Source organism: Mycolicibacterium arabiense, from assembly GCF_010731815.2.
GTDB classification, from domain to species: domain Bacteria; phylum Actinomycetota; class Actinomycetes; order Mycobacteriales; family Mycobacteriaceae; genus Mycobacterium; species Mycobacterium arabiense.
On the sequence record NZ_AP022593.1, the window covers coordinates 1879990 to 1898400 of the forward strand.

At 66.0% G+C, this 18411-nt stretch carries 21 protein-coding genes and 1 other RNA gene; 9 read left to right on the forward strand and 13 right to left on the reverse strand.

The annotated features are described in order from the left end of the window. The first annotated feature begins 97 nt into the window (after nucleotides 1-97). The 4 genes from G6N61_RS10730 to G6N61_RS31115 all read left to right on the forward strand — a co-directional run bounded on the left by G6N61_RS10730 (nucleotide 98) and on the right by G6N61_RS31115 (nucleotide 1538). Nucleotides 98-412 carry a hypothetical protein gene (locus G6N61_RS10730; RefSeq protein WP_163918508.1) on the forward strand — a complete coding sequence of 105 codons (315 nt, stop codon included), beginning with the start codon at nucleotides 98-100 and terminating at the stop codon, nucleotides 410-412. 305 nt (nucleotides 413-717) lie between these two features. Next, nucleotides 718-951 carry a hypothetical protein gene (locus tag G6N61_RS10735; protein WP_163918509.1) on the forward strand — a complete coding sequence of 78 codons (234 nt, stop codon included), beginning with the start codon at nucleotides 718-720 and terminating at the stop codon, nucleotides 949-951. A gap of 192 nt (nucleotides 952-1143) precedes the next feature. Next, complete coding sequence (locus G6N61_RS10740) at nucleotides 1144-1338, forward strand: hypothetical protein (protein WP_163918510.1); 195 nt, start codon at nucleotides 1144-1146, stop codon at nucleotides 1336-1338. 68 nt (nucleotides 1339-1406) lie between these two features. Next, on the forward strand, nucleotides 1407-1538 hold the full coding sequence (locus tag G6N61_RS31115) for a hypothetical protein (RefSeq protein WP_264077272.1): 132 nt from the start codon (nucleotides 1407-1409) through the stop codon (nucleotides 1536-1538). Nucleotides 1539-1678: 140 nt separating this feature from the next. On the opposite strand, the gene G6N61_RS10745 is transcribed toward G6N61_RS31115, so the two are convergent. From G6N61_RS10745 to prfB, 11 genes are all read right to left on the reverse strand, one after another. Next, nucleotides 1679-2566 (reverse strand): NmrA family NAD(P)-binding protein, encoded by an 888-nt coding sequence (locus tag G6N61_RS10745; protein WP_163918511.1) that lies wholly within the window; start codon nucleotides 2564-2566, stop codon nucleotides 1679-1681. 114 nt (nucleotides 2567-2680) lie between these two features. Next, complete coding sequence (locus tag G6N61_RS10750; protein ID WP_163918512.1) at nucleotides 2681-3238, reverse strand: TetR/AcrR family transcriptional regulator; 558 nt, start codon at nucleotides 3236-3238, stop codon at nucleotides 2681-2683. A 961-nt stretch (nucleotides 3239-4199) separates the two neighbouring features. After that, nucleotides 4200-4568: a transfer-messenger RNA gene (gene ssrA / locus G6N61_RS10755) on the reverse strand. Nucleotides 4569-4645: 77 nt separating this feature from the next. After that, complete coding sequence (locus G6N61_RS10760) at nucleotides 4646-5491, reverse strand: maleylpyruvate isomerase family mycothiol-dependent enzyme (RefSeq protein WP_163918513.1); 846 nt, start codon at nucleotides 5489-5491, stop codon at nucleotides 4646-4648. A 23-nt stretch (nucleotides 5492-5514) separates the two neighbouring features. Next, on the reverse strand, nucleotides 5515-6237 hold the full coding sequence (locus tag G6N61_RS10765) for an EamA family transporter (RefSeq protein ID WP_163918514.1): 723 nt from the start codon (nucleotides 6235-6237) through the stop codon (nucleotides 5515-5517). A gap of 148 nt (nucleotides 6238-6385) precedes the next feature. Then, nucleotides 6386-6886 (reverse strand): SsrA-binding protein SmpB, encoded by a 501-nt coding sequence (gene smpB / locus G6N61_RS10770; RefSeq protein WP_163918515.1) that lies wholly within the window; start codon nucleotides 6884-6886, stop codon nucleotides 6386-6388. A gap of 1 nt (nucleotide 6887) precedes the next feature. Continuing rightward, nucleotides 6888-7781: a permease-like cell division protein FtsX gene (gene ftsX / locus G6N61_RS10775; protein WP_163918516.1), complete on the reverse strand. Its 894-nt coding sequence runs from the start codon at nucleotides 7779-7781 to the stop codon at nucleotides 6888-6890. Next, complete coding sequence (gene ftsE / locus G6N61_RS10780; protein WP_163924744.1) at nucleotides 7782-8471, reverse strand: cell division ATP-binding protein FtsE; 690 nt, start codon at nucleotides 8469-8471, stop codon at nucleotides 7782-7784. 41 nt (nucleotides 8472-8512) lie between these two features. Then, nucleotides 8513-9022 carry an Rv3103c family proline-rich protein gene (locus G6N61_RS10785; protein ID WP_163918517.1) on the reverse strand — a complete coding sequence of 170 codons (510 nt, stop codon included), beginning with the start codon at nucleotides 9020-9022 and terminating at the stop codon, nucleotides 8513-8515. Then, nucleotides 9019-9984: a mechanosensitive ion channel family protein gene (locus G6N61_RS10790; RefSeq protein ID WP_163918518.1), complete on the reverse strand. Its 966-nt coding sequence runs from the start codon at nucleotides 9982-9984 to the stop codon at nucleotides 9019-9021. Before G6N61_RS10790 ends, G6N61_RS10785 begins: the two co-directional genes overlap by 4 nt. After that, entirely contained in the window at nucleotides 9974-11089 is a 1116-nt protein-coding gene (prfB, locus tag G6N61_RS10795) for a peptide chain release factor 2 (RefSeq protein ID WP_163918519.1), read from the reverse strand. Before prfB ends, G6N61_RS10790 begins: the two co-directional genes overlap by 11 nt. 168 nt (nucleotides 11090-11257) lie before the next feature. On the opposite strand from prfB, the gene G6N61_RS10800 reads away from it, so the two are divergent. Continuing rightward, nucleotides 11258-12640: an FAD-dependent oxidoreductase gene (locus G6N61_RS10800; protein WP_163918520.1), complete on the forward strand. Its 1383-nt coding sequence runs from the start codon at nucleotides 11258-11260 to the stop codon at nucleotides 12638-12640. On the opposite strand, the gene G6N61_RS10805 is transcribed toward G6N61_RS10800, so the two are convergent. Further along, on the reverse strand, nucleotides 12637-13041 hold the full coding sequence (locus tag G6N61_RS10805; protein WP_163918521.1) for a PPOX class F420-dependent oxidoreductase: 405 nt from the start codon (nucleotides 13039-13041) through the stop codon (nucleotides 12637-12639). The genes G6N61_RS10800 and G6N61_RS10805 overlap by 4 nt on opposite strands. 48 nt (nucleotides 13042-13089) lie before the next feature. Between G6N61_RS10805 and G6N61_RS10810 the strand changes: the two genes are divergently transcribed. Then, complete coding sequence (locus G6N61_RS10810; RefSeq protein ID WP_163918522.1) at nucleotides 13090-14367, forward strand: HNH endonuclease; 1278 nt, start codon at nucleotides 13090-13092, stop codon at nucleotides 14365-14367. Here the strand turns inward: G6N61_RS10810 and G6N61_RS10815 are convergent. Continuing rightward, nucleotides 14364-14846, reverse strand: a complete 483-nt coding sequence (locus tag G6N61_RS10815) for a hypothetical protein (RefSeq protein WP_163918523.1) — start codon at nucleotides 14844-14846, stop codon at nucleotides 14364-14366. The genes G6N61_RS10810 and G6N61_RS10815 overlap by 4 nt on opposite strands. A gap of 24 nt (nucleotides 14847-14870) precedes the next feature. On the opposite strand from G6N61_RS10815, the gene hisN reads away from it, so the two are divergent. The 3 genes from hisN (at nucleotide 14871) to G6N61_RS10830 (ending at nucleotide 18384) form a co-directional block, all read left to right on the forward strand. Continuing rightward, nucleotides 14871-15650, forward strand: a complete 780-nt coding sequence (gene hisN / locus G6N61_RS10820) for a histidinol-phosphatase (RefSeq protein WP_163918524.1) — start codon at nucleotides 14871-14873, stop codon at nucleotides 15648-15650. Between the two features lie 92 nt (nucleotides 15651-15742). Then, a complete protein-coding gene (locus tag G6N61_RS10825; protein WP_163918525.1) occupies nucleotides 15743-17140 on the forward strand; it encodes an acyl-CoA dehydrogenase family protein in 1398 nt (465 codons plus the stop codon). 35 nt (nucleotides 17141-17175) lie between these two features. Further along, on the forward strand, nucleotides 17176-18384 hold the full coding sequence (locus G6N61_RS10830; protein ID WP_163918526.1) for an acyl-CoA dehydrogenase family protein: 1209 nt from the start codon (nucleotides 17176-17178) through the stop codon (nucleotides 18382-18384). Nucleotides 18385-18411: the final 27 nt, after the last annotated feature.

Sequence of the window (18411 nt, forward strand, 5' to 3'; positions counted from 1 at the left end):
CGACAACTGCCTGCAGCAATTGGGGAGTGGAGCGCACACTGGGCGTTAGGGCGTCGAAGGGCGGGGAATGAAGGCAGTCTTAACGGCCGTCGCCGTCATGCTGTCGGCAGCGATGGCAACGGGGGCGCCAGCGAACGCCGAGCCGGAGAACATATACGGGTTAGTTACCCCTGACGAGCGGCAGGCCATCTTCCAGAACGGCTGGCGCTATTGCGTGATGCTCGACGACGCCGCTGATGACCACCCGCCCGTCACGACTGAAGATGCATTGGCGGTGGTGAACTCGCTGCGCAACGAAGGATGGGATGTGGAATCGGCAGGTGACATCACATGGGAGTCGGTCGAGGGACGCTGCCCCGAGTACATCGACCAGGTGAAACGGGCAATGCGCACGTTCGGACCGATGGACTGATGGGCTGATCACCTACGCCCAGCTATTGATGGCCTGCACCCGCGGGGCCCGTTGCAGCAAATCGACACTGATCATGACGGGCGTGCTATAGCCTCCCCGAAATGAGGGGAATCCGTACTGCTGCTCTAATTCTCGGTGCCATCCTGTTGACCGCGTGCGGTTCGTCAGAGAATGCACCCGCAACCGTCACCGCGTCACCTTCCACAGTCACTGTTCGAGAGACTCCTATAGCAGCTGCACCCGCTCCGTCTGAACCGTCGGCCGCGTTGTCCCCTGCGCCGGCGGTGCCGGCGGAGTCATGGGTGATGCCCGATCTGACCGGTCAAAATCTGCAGGCCGCCCAGGATGCGATCCAAGCGCTGACCGGCGGCAAGGTGTTCTTCAGCGGATCTACCGACCTCACCGGGCAAAGCCGCAACCAAATGATGGACCGCAATTGGCAGGTGTGCACGTCGACGCCAGCTCCTGGGAGCGTGCTGACGTCTGCGTCGTCAGTCGAGTTCGGCGTTGTGCGCATCGACGTCGAGACCTGCCCCTAGAACGGCCAGCAATCTGGGCTGTCGGCGGTGAAGACCCAGGGAACGCGTTGCATCCCGGCTTCGGCCGCACGCGACTATCGCGGCGAGTGATCGGCAGCGATGTCTAGAGTCCCCTAGCCGCGGCCGCCCTAGCCAAGGTCTGCGCGAAGCGATGCCGTGCTTGGGATGAGAGCTTCTAACCCAATGAGAACGGTGGAGCTGCCGGGAATCAAACCCGGGCGTGTTTGGGCAAGGTCCCGCGGTGATCTTGTCGGTGCCACCGATAGTCTCGAACGCAACGGGCTGCTCGATGGCGACGACGCAGAGATCGCCACGAAGGTGTCCGCTGCGTGGAACCCGGTGTTCGAGCGCATCAAGGATCTGGTGTTGGATCTCCGCCAGGAGTGAAAGGACTGCCGGGCCGCGCTCAGGCTGGTGCGAATCGACTGCGGGGCGTTCATCGACAGCATGGAGGCGTGACCAAGGTTCTGAGCGCCCGCATTTCCATTCCGCCCGAGTCGCAACGGCGGGCGCGGATCATGTTCGACGCGGCACGTCGGTCGCATCTGAACCACGACGGTGGCGATGAGAAGCAGTTGTTCTGGTAGCTCGCGACCCGGGGTCAGTCGGGCCGTCGCCATGGCATGGCGCTGCTCTTTCAACACCCAACGGACTACTAGTTGGCTTGTAGTGCAACCGGTCTCGGGTGTGAATGGCAGCCGGGGCTGCAGGATCAGACGAAGGCCGATCATGCCGAAGACGTGTGTTTGAGGTTCTTCAGCGCCCATTCTTTAATCGTGATCCCAGGTCGGCCCAAGACCGTTTGTACATCGTCGCGGACGACGGTTTGGGGGCCCATATTGCCGGCCACGGCCTGCCGCATCGTCTGTACGGCGCTCTGCATGTAGAGGCGAGTGCCGGCATCGGGGATTGCTGGCACGTCGGCGGCCAAATGTTCAGGGCCTGTCATATTGCAGGTGATTGTCATACCAAGTGCTTCGGTTAGGATTTCGGCGACCTCGGGGCCTGTGACGACCTCGGTACTGAGGAAGTAGTCCGCGCGGGCGTGTTTATCTGGACCCTCGCGCAACACGGCGGCGGCGACGGCGGCAATGTCTGAGGCGAACGTCCACCCCTGGAGGGCGTCGCGCCACGCGACGCCGAATGAACCGGTCTCGGTGATCGGTGGGTCGACGTCAAGCGTGCTGTCACCGATCACGTTGGGGTGTAGATGCGTCCAAGCGATGCCGCTGGCCTCGATGTAGGTCTCGATCAAATCGTGCCAGGAAAAATGGGGAATGTTGTCGCGGCGGGAGCTGAACACTCCGAGGTGGACGAGGTGCCTGACGCCAGCCGTGACCGCGGCATCGACGAACATCTTGCTTTGGTAGAGCATCTCGGCGGTGTAACCAGTGAGGAGAAATACTCGGTCAACGCCCTGCAGGGCTTCGGCGAAGTGCTCGGGGACGTTCAGATCAAGAATAATGGCATCGCGGCCCTCCGCACGCCACGCGGCGGCTACGTCGTTGCGGCTGGTGGCCAGCCGTACATCGATGCCGTCATGATTTCGGTCGAGTTCCTGGACAACTTGCGATCCGACTGTTCCAGATGCGCCGATGATTAAAGCTGTTGCCATTGTAAGCACCTTTCTATCCTGCGATTTCGGGAGATTGACCCAAAGAATTAGTTTTCGTCTGTGATCATGGCCCAACTTGTGGCGGCGCTGATGCCGATGCACCGTCGGGTCGTGCTAAACCGCCAGCGCATCCATGAACAGGTCGACCAGTCGTTGAAGCTGCTGATCACTACTGTGTTGTGCAGCGTGGGTGACACCACCCACAAGCAGCAGGGCAACATCGGCGGAAACATCTGCGCGCAGAGTTGCGTCTTTCGCGCCCATTTCTAGGAGGACACTAACTGCGTCCTCGAGCAATTCGTGAGCGTCGCCGTACGGATTTGCGCCGGAAGCTATTACAGCATTCAGGGCGCTGCACATGTTGCTGTTGGCCTTGGCATGATTGAGGAACTGCTCCAGCCACAACCGGGTTGCCACATTCCCCGGATGTTGTGACGCGAGGTCCGTAGCCAGATCACACACAAGGGCGAGCTGGCGTCGATGGGCGGCAACGACTAAAGACTCTTGGGTCGGAAAGTGGCGATACAAGGTGCCAACCCCGACGCCGGCCTCGTGGGCGATGCGTGCCGGCGTGTGATCCGACCCCTCGGCGAACATGCGCGCCGCTACCTCCAGCAATCGATCTCGATTCTCCAAAGCGTCTCGCCGCGGTCGGCGGGGTGGTGCGGACATAAGGTTCTCTCTTAACCATGAATCGTGTAAACGGAATTGATTCCGCTTCTACCGTACCTCAGCAAGAGAGAGCCTGATCGAAGCCGCGGCAGAGGCGACGCCGACGGACGCCTAAGCGTCGCCGCGGCACTGGTGGGTACTCGTCCCGAGTCGACATCCAGCCTGTGTTGTTCCGGAGAGAAAGACGGCTCTCGCACCGTCCCGTGGTCTCGGTAACGCCTCCGACCTCATCGCAAAAACATCCGCAACAACCAAACCGGCGGGCCGTCGCTGCAGCAGGCCGTCGACGTGCCGGCGCGCCGCCCCATCCGTGTGATGCGAATGCCGGTGGACATACTCCTTGCCCGCAACCACACTTCCATCCGACCCACCCCACCTTCGTGCCGGGATACGCCGTGATGTTCTCGCGGTGCGTTGGCTCGACTGACCGGGTTAACGTCATGCGCTGAATGCCTGGTGTCAGCGGCATGTTCGCGCCGGTGCTACTCGTTCGTCGAGCAACTCGTCGGCACGTCGTGAGAACGACGGCCTCGACCGCGTGCGACCGTTCGTCGGCGTCGGCCAGCCGTGCTCCCCTTACGCCTGGCGAACGTTGGCTGTTAACAGCAGCTCCAATTCGATGACGTCGACGTCTCGGCTCACCGCTGAATGCAATCCATCGGGGCCGTCCGGGATCATCGTCCGTCGTCGGGCACCACTGGACAGTGAGTGGAGCACGCCGTTCTGCTGGATCCAGACACCGAGGCTGAAAACGCTCTGGTTGACAGCCACTCGGCGATGGGAATGCCCGTCTAATTCGCGGCGGCAGCTTCGTGAGGGCGATGCGCCAGCCCTCTGTGCCCGTCGGCCCGGTCTCGCCTTCGGAGTGACGCCATAGCGCGACGGTAGCAGCGCCCTGTGACTTGACAAGCCTTTGACAAAAGGAAAGGCCCCCATTTCTGGGGGCCTGACCTGGTATTTTCGGTGGAGCTGCCGGGAATCGAACCCGGGTCCTACGGCATTCCCTCGAGGCTTCTCCGTGCGCAGTTCGCTATGTCTCTACTCGGATCTCCCGTTCACGCGAACAAGACGAGATGACGATCCCAGTCGCTGTTTGATGTCCCCATGGGTCCCGCGACCGAACCCATGGGTGGGTCCCTCTAGCTGATGCCAGGGTCCGGGCCGAGGGCGCTCCCGGTCTGACAGACACACCGTCGCTTAGGCAGCGAGGGCGTAGTCGCGCTGATTTGAATCGGCGCTTAATTGGTTGCAACGACGCTTACGGTGGTCATTTGCCTGCACCGGCACGCTTCCCTTGATTCGATGCGCGAAGTCGAAACCGTTCAGCCCCTCGCACCCCTGCCAACTTCAGCAGGATCTTTCATCTTACCGGCAGGTATGACAAACGCCAACGGCCTTTCATTCCATCTAGATCACGTAGTTCAGGTTGGCCACGATGCGCTGGCCCACCTCGACGTCACCGCCGTACTCGATCTCCTCCGGGCGGCCGGCGACCAGCGGCCGCCCGCCACACAGTCTGGTGAACTGCAAGCCGTCCACCGCAATGGTGGTCGTCGGTTCGGCTCCGCCGAAGTCGTCGACGAGCGCCGCCCGACCGTCGACCGCTACCCGGATCGTGCGCGACAGCGGTCCGGTGAGGCGGATCTCCACCCGTGACCCGTCCGGCGCCTTGCCGCGCTTGCCCACCACGAACCCCATGCTGACGGTCATCTCGTCGAGCGCCAGCCGGGCCGTCGGTCCTTCGAGTTCAGCGTCGGCAGCCGCACTCGACAGCGCGTCGCGGATGTCGTGCTCGTGCATCCAGCAGTCGAACACCCGGATGCGCATGAACCGCCCGTACGTGTCGGGTCCGGCGGGGGTGGCCGTCGGAGCGTTCCACTCGTCGTCGCTCATCGCGGACAGGACCTCGCGGCGTCGACCGGTCACGCTGCGGAAGCGCTCGATCACCCGCGCACCCGGCTCGCCGCTGAGGTGGCGGACCCAGCATTCGTTGAGTTCGCCGATCGGGTTGCGCACGTGGTCGAGGGACGAGACGTCGTGCTCCGGCGTCGGTTCGCCGAGCAGCATCGATTCGGTACCGATGACGTGGGCGACGACGTCACTGACACACCATCCAGGCAGCGACGTGGGCGTCGACCAGGCCTCGGCAGGGACGTTGGCGAGCAGACGGTCGATGTCGTCCCACGACGTGAAGAGGCCGTCGAGCACCTCGGTCTTGTCGAGAAGGGTCAGGGGTCGTGAAGGGCTGTTCACCCGACGACCGTAGCGCGTGAGCCTCAGCCCGCTGCGATCATTGCGACCGCGGCCAGCGCCAGCACCATGCCAACCGCTTGCCAACGCGTCACGTGTTCCTTGAGCACCAGCATCGCCAGCGCCACCGTGCCCGCGGGATAGAGCGAGATGAGCACCCCGGTCAGCGAGAGCAGCGACACCTGCAGAGCCAGAAGCATCGCGACGTTGGCGATGGTGTCGAGTACGCCCGCGGCGAGCGCCAGCTTCAGCGGGACGCCGCGCGGCACCACGAGGTTGGCGCTCGCCAGCGCGATGAGAACGACCAGCACGCTCGCCGACACCCGAGCGAAGACCAGCGGCCACAGCCGCGCCTCGACCGGTGCCTGATCGATCAGCACGAAGTTCAGCCCGAACGCCAGCCCGGAACCGACCGTCATCCACGCGACCTGCTTGGTGAAGCGATGCGGTCGGTCCGCCTCGCCCTCGGCCTCGCGGCTGACGAGGACGACCGCGAGCAGGGCCACCACGATCCCGGCGTAGGCCACGACGCTCGGCCGCTCCCCCAGCGCCACGCCAACCCCGACCGGTACCCCGGCCACCAGGATCGCGGTCAGCGGCGACACCACCGATATCGGTCCCGCGGCGAGCGCCGCGTAGAACCACCAGACGCCGAACGCCTGGCTGATCCCACACAGCGCGCCCCACACCACGGCGGGCGTCGTGACCGTCCCGCCGAACACGACGGCCAGCACCGTCAGCAGCACCATCGCGATCGGTTAGGAGACGAGGACGACGCGCAGCGCGGCGACCCGGCGGGACGCGATGCCGCCGACGAAGTCGCTCACCCCGTAGCCCGCGGCCGACAGCAGGGCGAACAGGATTCCGGTCAGCGTCGGAGCCGCTCCGGCGGCGACATCAGCGCATGCCCTTGATGCGACGGCCCAACTCGCGGGTCACCTCACGCTCGGCGTCCCGCTTGGCCATGTCCTGCCGCTTGTCGTGCGCCTGCTTGCCTCGGGCCAGCGCCAGCTCCACCTTGACCTTGCCGTTGGTGAAGTACAGCGACAGCGGCACCAGCGTGAGATTGCCGTCCCTGATCTTGCCGATCAGGTTGTCGATCTCGCTGCGGTGCAGCAGCAGTTTCCGGTTGCGCCGCGGAGCGTGGTTCGTCCAGCTGCCGTGGTGATACTCCGGGATGTGCAGGTTGCGCAGCCAGATCTCGCCGTCGTCCACGGTCGCGAACGCGTCGGCCAGCGACGCGGTTCCGTCGCGCAGCGCCTTCACCTCGGTGCCCATCAGCGCCACACCCGCTTCGAAGGTGTCGAGGATCGCGTAGTTGTGCCGCGCCTTGCGATTGGTCGCGACCACTTGGTTGTTGCGCCGCGTGGCCTCGTCGACCTTCTTCTTGTTGACCACGCTAACGCCGTACGTACAGGCGCAATGTCGCGTACGCGGTCACACCGGCCATGGCCAGCGCCACGAACAACAGCAGCGGTGAGATGTAGAGGATGTCGGCGTAGTCGATCCTGGCTATCAGGTTGGCCTCGTAGAACTGGTTGAGCGCCTGGTCGAGGAACAACGCGCGCACCGTGATGAGACCGAGGATCGATATCACCACGCCGAGGAGGGCCGCAAGCATCGCCTCCAGCAGGAACGGCAGTTGGGTGTACCAACGACTGGCACCGACCAGCCGCATGATCCCCACCTCGGTTCTTCGGGTGTACGCCGCGACTTGAACCATGTTCGCGATCAACAGGACCGCGCCGACGGCCTGCACGAGAGCGACGGCGAAGGCGACGCTGCTCAACCCGTCGAGTACCGCGAACAGCCGGTCGATCAGGTCCTTCTGGTTCAACACGTTCAACACGCCGGGTTGCCCGACGAGTGATCTGTCGAAGTCCTCGTGTTCCTCGGGGTTGTTCAACTTGACGATGAACGACGCCGGGAACGCGTCCTTGCCTGCGACGTCCTTGTACTGCGGGAACTTCGCGATCGCATCGTCGTAGGCCTGATCACGATTGAGGAAGCGGACCGACCGGACGTCGTCGCGGTCCTCGATCTGCTTGCGCAGCGCCGCACACGGGTCGGCGTCGCAGGACGGATCGTTGGCCGACACGTCGTTGTTGAGGAAGACCTGGCTCTCGACCCGGTCCAGGTAGATGGTGCGCGAGCTGTCGGCCAGTCGCACCACCAGCAGCCCGCCGCCGAACAGGCCGATGGAGATGGCGGTGGTCAAGATCATCGCCACCGTCATGGTGACGTTGCGGCGAAGTCCCGTGAGGACTTCGTTGATGAGGAAGCCGAAGCGCACTTAGCGATCCATTCCGTAGACACCGCGTTGTTCGTCGCGGATCAGGCGTCCCAGCTCGAGTTCGATGACGCGCTGGCGCATGGAGTCGACGATGTGATGGTCGTGTGTCGCCATCAGCACCGTCGTACCGGTGCGGTTGATCCGCTCGAGCAGATCCATGATGTCCTTGCTGGTTTCCGGGTCCAGGTTGCCCGTCGGCTCGTCGGCCAACAACACCAGGGGTCGGTTGACGAAGGCGCGCGCGATCGCGACGCGTTGCTGCTCGCCACCGGACAGTTCGTTGGGCAGTCGGGTCGCCTTGCCGGACAGGCCGACCATCTCCAGGACGTCGGGCACTACCCGGTTGATGACGTCACTGCGCTTGCCGATCACCTCCAGCGCGAAGGCGACGTTCTCGAAGACCGTCTTCTGCTGCAGCAGCCGGAAGTCCTGGAAGACGCACCCCAGCACCTGCCGCAGACTCGGGATGTGGCGATTCGACAACTTGTTGACGTGAAACTTGGAGACACGAATGTCGCCGTGCGTCGGGTGTTCTTCGGCGAGCAGCAGTCTCATGAACGTCGACTTGCCCGAACCCGACGGACCGATGAGGAAGACGAACTCACCCTTGTCGATGTTGAGCGACACGTCGTCCAAGGCCGGACGGCCAGAAGACTTGTACTGCTTGCTCACGTGGTCGAGGGTGATCATCACGGCACGCCAGTGTAGCGGGACACCTTTTCCTGCCCCCGCTACTGCGGGGGCGGCGTCGGAGACGGAGCCGGTCCGGGCAGCGTGGGGAGCTGGAATGGCAGCCCCGGCTGTGTCGTCTGCACCACGGTGGTCGGCGGCAGCGGTCCCGGGCCGTCGGGGTCGACGACGGAGGACGGTGCCGGCGGACCCGTCGTCGTCGGTGACGTCGGAGTGGTCGGCGACGTCGTCGTGGGAGTGGTCGTCGTCGGGGTGGGCGTCGTCGTGGTCGTCGTGGTGGTCCGCGGCGTCGTGGTCCTCGGCCGTTCCTGGACGTTGGTCCGCGGCACCCACGTGTACGCGGGGTCGGGGACGAAGCCCGGCGGCACGATCGCGGTCTCGGGCGCTGCGGGCGGCGGGGCTGGCTCCGGCTGATAGGTGTTGTAGACCCATAGGACCACGAAGTACGCCACGATCAAGGCGGCCGTGGACGTGCGGATTCGCCCGTTGATGATGTACCCGGGCCAGCCGCGGTCGGTGCGCCTCCTGGTCAACCACCTGCGGAAGGTCATGACGCGTCCTCGGTCTTCGACACCGGGCCGACGTTGGCCGGACTCGGGATCGTGTTCACCACCGGCGAGGTGTCCGCGGCAGTGACGATTCCGGCGCGCATGAGCGCGGCCACGACGAGAAGTCGCAGACGTCGACCCACCTCGAACTGCTTGCCGGGCAGCGTGCGCGCGACCATTCGCAGGTTGACGGTGTCGACCTCGATGCTCTCCACGCCCATGACCTGGGGAGCGTCGAGGAGCAGCTTTCGCAGACTCTCGTCCTTCATCGCGGTCTCGCTGACGCCGTGCAGCAGTTCGTCGACCCTGGTGAGGTCCGCGGTCGTCGGGACGGGAATGTCGATGACCGCGCGCGCCCAGTCCTTCGACAGGTTCATGGTCTTGACGATCTGGCCATTGGGGATGGTGAACACCTCACCCTCGGCCGACCGCAGCTTGGTGACGCGCAGCGTGACGTCCTCGACCGTGCCCTCGGCGGGCGTCGAGACACCCGTGACCGTCAGTGCAACGAGGTCGCCGAAGCCGTACTGCTTCTCGGTGATGACGAAGAAGCCCGCCAGCAGGTCCTGCACGATGCGCTGGGCACCGAAGCCCAGCGCCGCACCAAGCACGGCCGCGGGTGCGACCAGCGATCCGACGGGGATCGCCAGCGCGTCGGTGACCTCTACCAGGACGACGACGAAGAGCACCGCGATCGACACCCAGGAGATGACCGAGGCGACCGCCTGCCGGTGCTTGGCACTCTCGGTGCGCACCAGCTGATCGGTCTCCTGGAAGTCCGCGTCGATGCGGCGGGTGATCTTCTGCGCGGCCCAGTTGATGAAGCGGGCGGCGAGCACGGCGAAGATCACCAACAACGTGATCTTCAGACCGCGCGTGATGATCCACTCGCCGATCTCGCCTCGCCAGAAGTCCTGCCAGCGTTGCGCGACCGAGAATGCGAGGTAGTTCGTGTTAGTCGTCATCTTTCCTATTGCGCCAACGGATTCCCGCTTCGAGGAAACCGTCGATGTCGCCGTCGAGCACTGCGGCCGGATTGCCGACTTCGTAGTCGTTGCGCAGATCCTTGACCATCTGATAGGGGTGCAGAACGTAGGACCGCATCTGCGAACCCCAGGAACTGCCGCCGTCGCTCTTGAGGGCGTCCATCTCGGCGCGTTCCTCTAGACGCTTGCGTTCGAGCAGCTTCGCCTGCAGAACGCGCATCGCCGAAACCTTGTTCTGCAATTGCGATTTCTCGTTCTGACAGGTCACGACGATACCCGTGGGGATGTGGGTCAGGCGAACGGCCGAGTCGGTGGTGTTCACCGACTGCCCACCCGGTCCACTGGACCGGTACACGTCGACGCGCAGGTCGCCCTCGGGTATCTCGATGTGGTCGGTGGTTTCCACGACGGGCAGCACCTCGACTTCGGCGAACGACGTCTGCCGTCGACTCTGATTGTCGAACGGACTGATCCGCACCAGCCGGTGGGTGCCCTGCTCGACCGAGAGCGTCCCGTACGCGTACGGCGCGTGCACCGCGAACGTCGCGCTCTTGATGCCGGCCTCTTCGGCGTAGGAGGTGTCGAAGACCTCGACGCCGTAGTCGTGCTTCTCCGCCCACCGGATGTACATGCGCATCAACATCTCGGCCCAGTCGGCGGCATCGATGCCACCTGCCCCCGACCGGATGGTCACGACGGCCTCGCGCTCGTCGTACTCGCCGGACAGCAGCGTCCGCACTTCCATCGCCTCGATGTCCTCGCGGAGCGACGCGAGTTCGGCGTCGGCGTCGGCGAGGGCTTCGGTCGCGCCGGCACCTTCCTCCTCGGCGGCCATCTCGTAGAGCACGGGGAGGTCGTCGAGCCGCTGACGCAACGCTTCGACGCGACGAAGTTCGCCCTGGGCGTGGGACAGCGCGCTGGTCACCTTCTGTGCCCGGGTCTGGTCGTCCCACAGCTTGGGGTCGGACGCTTCCTGCTCCAGGGTGGTGATGCGTTCCCGGAGTCCGTCGACGTCGAGCACCCGCTCCACCGTGGTCAGCGTGGTGTCCAGTGCAGCGATGTCTGATTGACGGTCGGGTTCCACGGTGGTTCAGCGTACCGACAGGCTCATCGAAACCCCTCGCTCCTGCCCACGCGACGGACGATGCGGAGTTAGAGTCGGCGTGCAACCGCCCTTGGCGACGACGCGACAGCCCCCGTGCGCGCCGCCTGGCCCGGGGCTCGAGCAGATGTCTGCAGAGAAGGCGGAGGTATGCGGCCGTATCACGTGGCGATAGTCGGCTCGGGACCTTCGGGTTACTTCGCCGCAGCGTCCCTGCTCAAGTACGCGGACTCGAAGGAGCCCTTCGACGGGGTCGAACCCCGCGACGTTCGCGTCGACATGTTGGAGATGCTGCCGACGCCGTGGGGCCTGGTCCGCTCCGGCGTCGCGCCCGACCATCCCAAGATCAAGTCGATCAGCGCGCAGTTCGAGAAGACGTCGTCCGACCCGCGGTTCCGGTTCTTCGGCAACATCGAGGTCGGCAATCACGTCACCGCCGACGAGCTCGCCGAGCGCTACGACGCGGTCGTGTACGCCGTGGGCGCGCAATCCGACCGCGCGCTGGACATCCCCGGCGAAGATCTGGTCGGCAGCGTGCCCGCGGTCGACTTCGTGGGTTGGTACAACGCCCACCCGCACTTCGGCGAGATGCTGCCCGACCTCACCTCCGGTCGCGCCGTCGTGATCGGCAACGGCAACGTCGCCCTGGACGTCGCTCGCATCCTCGTCAGCGACCCCGATCTGCTGGCGGCGACCGACATCGCAGACCACGCTCTGGACTCCCTGCACGCACGTGGCGTCGAAGAGGTGGTCGTGGTCGGGCGGCGCGGGCCGCTGCAGGCGCCGTTCACCACCCTCGAACTACGCGAACTCGGCGATCTGGAAGCGATGGCCGACGTGGACGTCGTCGTCGATCCCGAGGACTTCGCGGGTATCACCGACGAGGATCTCGAAGCCGCGGGCAAGACCGTCAAGCAGAACGTCAAGGTCCTGCGCGGTTTCGCCGAGCGGCCGTCCAAGGGCGCCAAGCGGCGCATCGTCTTCCGGTTCCACACCTCCCCCATCGAGATCAAGGGCGACGGCAAGGTCGAGTCGATCGTGCTGGGCCGCAACGAGTTGGTCGACGAGGGCGGCCGCGTGGTCGCGAAGGACACCGGCATCCGCGAGGAACTGCCCGCTCAATTGGTGGTGCGCGCGGTCGGTTACCGCGGCGTCGCCACCCCTGGGCTGCCGTTCGACGAACGGTCGGGCACCATCCCGCACAGCGACGGCCGCGTGGAGGGCACCCGCAACGCCTACGTCGTCGGCTGGATCAAGCGCGGCCCGTCGGGCGTGATCGGCAGCAACAAGAAGGACTCCCAGTCGACCGTCAACACCCTGCTGGCGGACCTCGCGTCGGCAGACCTGGCCGATCTCGAGCCGGACCACGACCGGCGGATCGCCGAATGGCTGGTGGAGCGGCAACCCAAGGTGGTGACCGGCGACCACTGGAAGCTGATCGACGACTTCGAGCGGTCGGCGGGCGAGAAACTCGGCAGGCCGCGGGTGAAGGTGACCAGCCTCGCGGAGTTGCTCCGCATCACGCACGGCTAGCGTGCCGGCGGGGTCACCTTGTCGGCCTCGATCGTCACGATGACGCGGGTCTCGTCCGGATTCCCACTGAAGTAGGGGTACGGCGTGCCGAGGTACTTCTGGGAGATCTCGTCGATGCTCTCCTTGCCCCCGTCGCTCGTCATCGAGACGACGCGTCCCCGGATTGCATAGAAGCGGTAGACGTTCTCGGGGTCGACGACGTTGATCGCGACCCGCGGGTCGCGCTCGAAGTTCTTCTGCTTCTGCATGCCGCCGACGATGTTGAGGACGACGTTCGCACCGTCGGTGGTCACCCACGTCTCGGTGAGTTGCGGCGAGCCATCTGGCATCAGCGTGGCGACGAAGCACGGGCTGGGCTTGCGCATGAGATCGATGAGGTCGGACGGCAGTGTCGTTGGCATGCCTCCGTCATACCCGTTTTGTCGGTGCGTGGTCGTAGAATCGGACACATGTTCGACATGCTGGACTTCGACCCCACCACGGTGGACGAGGCCGGCCTGATCGACCGCATCGCCCAGTTGGAGCGGCTCAAGGCCACCGCCGCCGCAGCCCAAGCCCGCATGACCGCCGCCCTGGACCTGAAACGCCGCACCGCCGAAGCCGACGCCGGGGTCCCGATGCGCAAACGCGGCCAGGGCCTCGCCTCCGAAGTCGGGCTGGCACGGCGTGAGTCACCGAAGCAGGGCAGCCGCCACCTCGGGTTCGCCCGCGCCCTGGTCCACGAAATGCCCCACACCCTGGCCGCCCTGGAATCCGGGATCCTCTCCGAATGGCGGGCCACGCTGCTCGTCCGGGAATCGGCGTGCCTCGAGGTCGAGGACCGCCGGACCCTGGACGCCGAGATGTGCGCCGACCCCACCACCTTGGTGGGCAAGGGCGACAAGCGCATCGAAGCCGACGCCAAGGCCATCGCCTACCGCCTCGACCCCCACGCCGTGGTCGACAAGGCTCGCCTGGCGCGAGAGGACCGGTGCGTCAGCATCCGGCCCGCCGCCGACACCATGGCCTGGGTCAGCATCCTGCTGCCCGTGGCCCACGGCGTGTCGATCTACGCCACCCTCAAACGCGCCGCCGACACCACCAGTGACGGCCGCAGCCGCGGCCAGGTCATGGCCGACACGGCCGTGGAACGCATTACTGGCCGCCCCGCCGACGTCCCGGTCCCGGTGACCGTCGACGTGGTGATCACCGACGAGACCCTGCTCGGTGGGGACACCGAACCCGCCCGCGTTCCCGGGTACGGACCGATCCCCGCCACCGTGGCACGACACCTGATCTCCAACGCAGTGGGCGACGAGCGGTCGCGGGCGACGCTGCGCCGGCTCTACCGCCACCCGAAGACCGGGGCGCTGGTGACGATGGAGTCCCGCGCCCGGCTGTTCCCGAAGGCGTTGGCGGCGTTCATCGCGCTGCGCGACGACACCTGTCGCACCCCGTACTGCAACGCACCCATCCGCCACACCGACCACGCCGTTCCCGACTCCCGTGGCGGGCCCACCACCGGACTCAACGGCAACGGACTGTGCGAAGCGTGCAACTACGCCAAGGAAGCACCCGGCTGGCGCGTCCGCACCCGCGACCAACATGGCTGTCACACAACCGACGTCACCACACCCACCGGCACCACCTACACCGGCAAGGCCCCACCACTACCCGGCCGCAACACCGAACACGTCACCGAAATCGACGTCGCACGCTTCCGAGTGGTGGTGCGCCGCGCGGCCTAGTTCGGCGAGGGGGGCGGCGGCTGGTACGGCGGTGGCGGGTACGGAGGCGGCTGCTGTGAAGGGGGCGGTGGCGGCGGCTGATACGGCGGCGGTGGCGGCGGCCCGTCCGGATACGGCACATCGGGTTGTTCGGGCGGAGCGAAGCCCCACTTGTCGGGGTTCTTCGGCGAGTACACGACGGGGATGAGCTGACCCATGGTCGGCCAGGCGTTCACGTCGACGGCCATCTGCTGATACACGACGTGCTCGTTGACCGTCGGGCCGTTGATGACGCCGGTGATCGTGACGAACTGCTCGCCTTCGGCATTGGCAGGTCGCGGACTGAGCCCCGTCACCAGCAGCGTTCCGTGCGCCAATCCGGCGCCGCGGGCCCCGCCGCCCCCGAATCCACCTCCCCCGGGCCCGCGATTGCGGAGTCGAGGCACCACGATCATCGCCAGCACGCCGAGGATGACCACTATCGCGAGGAATTCGAACACACCGCCCATGGTAGGACTCTTGCCATGAGCACCGTTTCCGATGACATCACGCTCGCCCTCCGAATGGCCGACGAGGCCGACGCCATGACGATGGACCGGTTCGGCGCACTGGATCTGCAGATCGAGACCAAGCCCGACCTCACTCCGGTCACCGACGCCGACCGCGGCGCCGAGGAGGCGTTGCGCGAGGTGATCTCGCGCGAGCGCCCCGGCGACGCGCTACTCGGCGAAGAGTTCGGCGGCACAGCGGTTTTCGAGGGCCGCCAGTGGGTGCTCGACCCGATCGACGGCACGAAGAACTTCGTCCGCGGCGTCCCCGTCTGGTCGACGCTGATCTCGCTGCTCGAGGATGGCGTACCGACCGTGGGCGTCGTCAGCGCACCGGCACTGGGACGCCGGTGGTGGGCCGGCACGGGCGAGGGCGCCTTCACGTCGTTCGCCGGCAGGACGCGCCCCATCTCGGTCTCGAAGGTCGGCGACATCGAGTCGGCCAGCCTGTCGTATTCGGACCTCGTCGGCTGGGAAGGCAAGCGCTCGCGCTTCCTCGACCTGACCGAAGCCGTCTGGCGGGTCCGCGGCTACGGCGACTTCTGGTCGTACTGCCTGCTGGCAGAGGGCGCGGTGGACGTCGTCGCCGAACCCGAGGTGAAGTTGTGGGACCTCGCCGCCATCGACGTGCTGGTGCGCGAGGCAGGCGGGCGGTTCACCAACCTCGACGGTGCTCCGGGCCCCCACGGTGGCAGTGCCGTCGCCACGAACGGTCTGTTGCACGACGCGGTGCTCGCCAGGCTGTCGGCGTCCTGACCACCGTGTGACGGCTCTAACAGAGCGCGTCTATCTTACTCGGGAGTAAGATACGGTCAGATTGCATTGCCCCAACGACGCGAGGCTGCGACATGACCAACACCCTGCCGTCCAAGAGCGGAACCAACCAGCGCCCCCGACGCGCCGGATCCGAGAGCGGCATCGGCCTGCAACGGCCCAAGCGCACGGCGACGTCCATCGGGCTCGCCCTCGTCACTCCCCTGGTCGGTCAGGAGTTCCTCGACCGCTACGGCCTGCGCGACCCGCTCAACCGCGGTCTGCGCTACGGCGTGAAGACGGCGTTCTCGGCACTCGGCGCGTCCACCCGCCAGTTCAAGCGGGTGCAGGGCGGCGGCAAGCCCCCGACCCGGTTGAAGCCGAGCGGCGCGGACTACTTCGACCTCACCCCCGACGACGACCAGAAGATGATCGTCGAGACGGTCTCCGAGTTCGCCGAGGAGATCCTGCGGCCCGCCGCCCACGACGCCGACGCGGCCGCGACGTACCCGCAGGGCCTCATCGCCAAGGCCGCCGAACTCGGCATCACCGCGATTAACGTCCCCGAGGACTTCGACGGCATCGCCGAGCACCGCAGCACCGTCACCAACGCCCTGGTCGCCGAGGCGCTCGCATACGGGGACATGGGTCAGGCATTGCCGATCCTGGCCCCCGGCGGTGTGGCGTCGGCCCTGACCCACTGGGGTAGCGCGGATCAGCAGGCCACCTACCTCAACGAGTTCGCAGGCGAGAGCGTGCCGCAGGCATGCGTCGCCATCGCCGAGCCGCATGCACTGTTCGATCCGACCGCACTGAAGACCACCGCGGTACGGACCCCCAGCGGCTACCGCCTCTCGGGCGTGAAGTCGCTGGTACCCGCAGCCGCCGACGCCGAACTGTTCATCGTCGCCGCGCAGCTCAACGGCAAGCCTGCACTGTTCATCGTCGAGTCGGCCTCCGAGGGCCTCACGGTCAAGGCCGACCCCAGCATGGGCATCCGCGCCGCCGCGCTGGGCCGCGTCGAATTGAACGACGTGGCCGTGCCGCTGCACAATCGGCTAGGTGAGGACGACGCCAGCGACTCGGACTACTCCGAGGCGATTGCGCTGGCCCGATTGGGTTGGGCCGCACTGGCAGTCGGCACCTCGCACGCGGTGCTCGACTACGTCGTGCCCTACGTCAAGGAACGCGAGGCGTTCGGCGAACCCATCGCGCGCAGGCAGGCCGTCGCCTTCATGTGCGCCAACATCGCCATCGAACTCGACGGCCTCCGCCTGATCACCTGGCGAGGCGCCGCGCGCGCCGAGCAAGGCCTGTCGTTCGCGCGAGAAGCAGCGCTGGCCAAGCGCATCGCCACCGACAAGGGCATGCAGATCGGCCTCGACGGCGTCCAGCTGCTCGGCGGCCACGGCTTCACCAAGGAGCACCCGGTGGAGCGTTGGTATCGCGACCTGCGGGCTCTCGGCGTCGCCGAGGGTGTCGTCGTCCTCTAACGGCCACGCAACACACCAGGAACGGAAAACCAGTCATGGCAATCAATCTCGAAATGCCGAAGAAGTTGCAGGCCGTCATCGACATGGCCCACGAGGGCGCCGCGGAGATGCTGCGGCCGATCTCGCGCAAGTACGACCTGGCCGAACACGCCTATCCCGTCGAGCTGGACACCCTCGCCGACCTGTTCGAGGGAATCACCGAGGCCAACACCATCTCCTTCGCGGGCACCGATGCCTTTCGCGGCGTCGACGGGCCGAAGGAAAACGTGAACGGCGCCAACATGTCTGCGCTCGTGAACGCGCTCGAGATCAGCTGGGGCGACGTCGCCCTGCTGCTGTCGGTGCCCTTCCAGGGCTTGGGCAATGCCGCCCTGTCGGGTGTCGCCACCGACGAACAACTCGAACGCCTCGGCAAGGTATGGGCCGCAATGGCCATCACCGAGCCCAGCTTCGGGTCGGACTCGGCCGCCGTCTCCACCACCGCGAAGCTCGACGGCGACGAGTACGTCATCAACGGCGAGAAGATCTACGTCACCGCGGGCGCCCGCGCGAGCCACATCGTCGTGTGGGCGACGCTGGACAAGTCCAAGGGCCGTGCCGCGATCAAGTCGTTCATCGTGCCGCGCGACCACCCCGGCGTCTCGGTCGAGCGGCTCGAGCACAAGCTGGGCATCAAGGCGTCCGACACCGCCGCCATCCGCTTCGACAACGCGCGGATTCCCAAGGAGAACCTGCTCGGCAACCCGGACATCCAGGTGGACAAGGGGTTTGCGGGCGTCATGGAGACGTTCGACAACACCCGGCCCATCGTGGCGGCGATGGCCGTCGGCGTCGCACGGGCGTCGCTCGAGGAACTCCGCAAGATCCTCACCGAGGCCGGGGTCGAGATCTCCTACGACAAGCCGGCACACGCGCAGAATGCCGCGGCCGCGGAGTTCCTCCGCATGGAGGCCGAGTGGGAGTCCGGTTACCTGCTGACGCTGCGCTCGGCGTGGCAGGCGGACAACAAGATCCCGAACTCCAAGGAGGCGTCGATGGGCAAGGCGAAGGCCGCACGCGTCGCCTCCGACGTCACGCTGAAGACCGTGGAACTGGCCGGCACCACCGGCTACTCCGAGGAAATGCTGCTGGAGAAGTGGGCCCGCGACTCCAAGATCCTCGACATCTTCGAGGGCACCCAGCAGATCCAGCAGCTCGTCGTCGCTCGCCGGCTGCTCGGCCTGTCTTCTGCAGAGCTGAAGTAACCCAGACCCGCTGTCCCGACGCGCTAG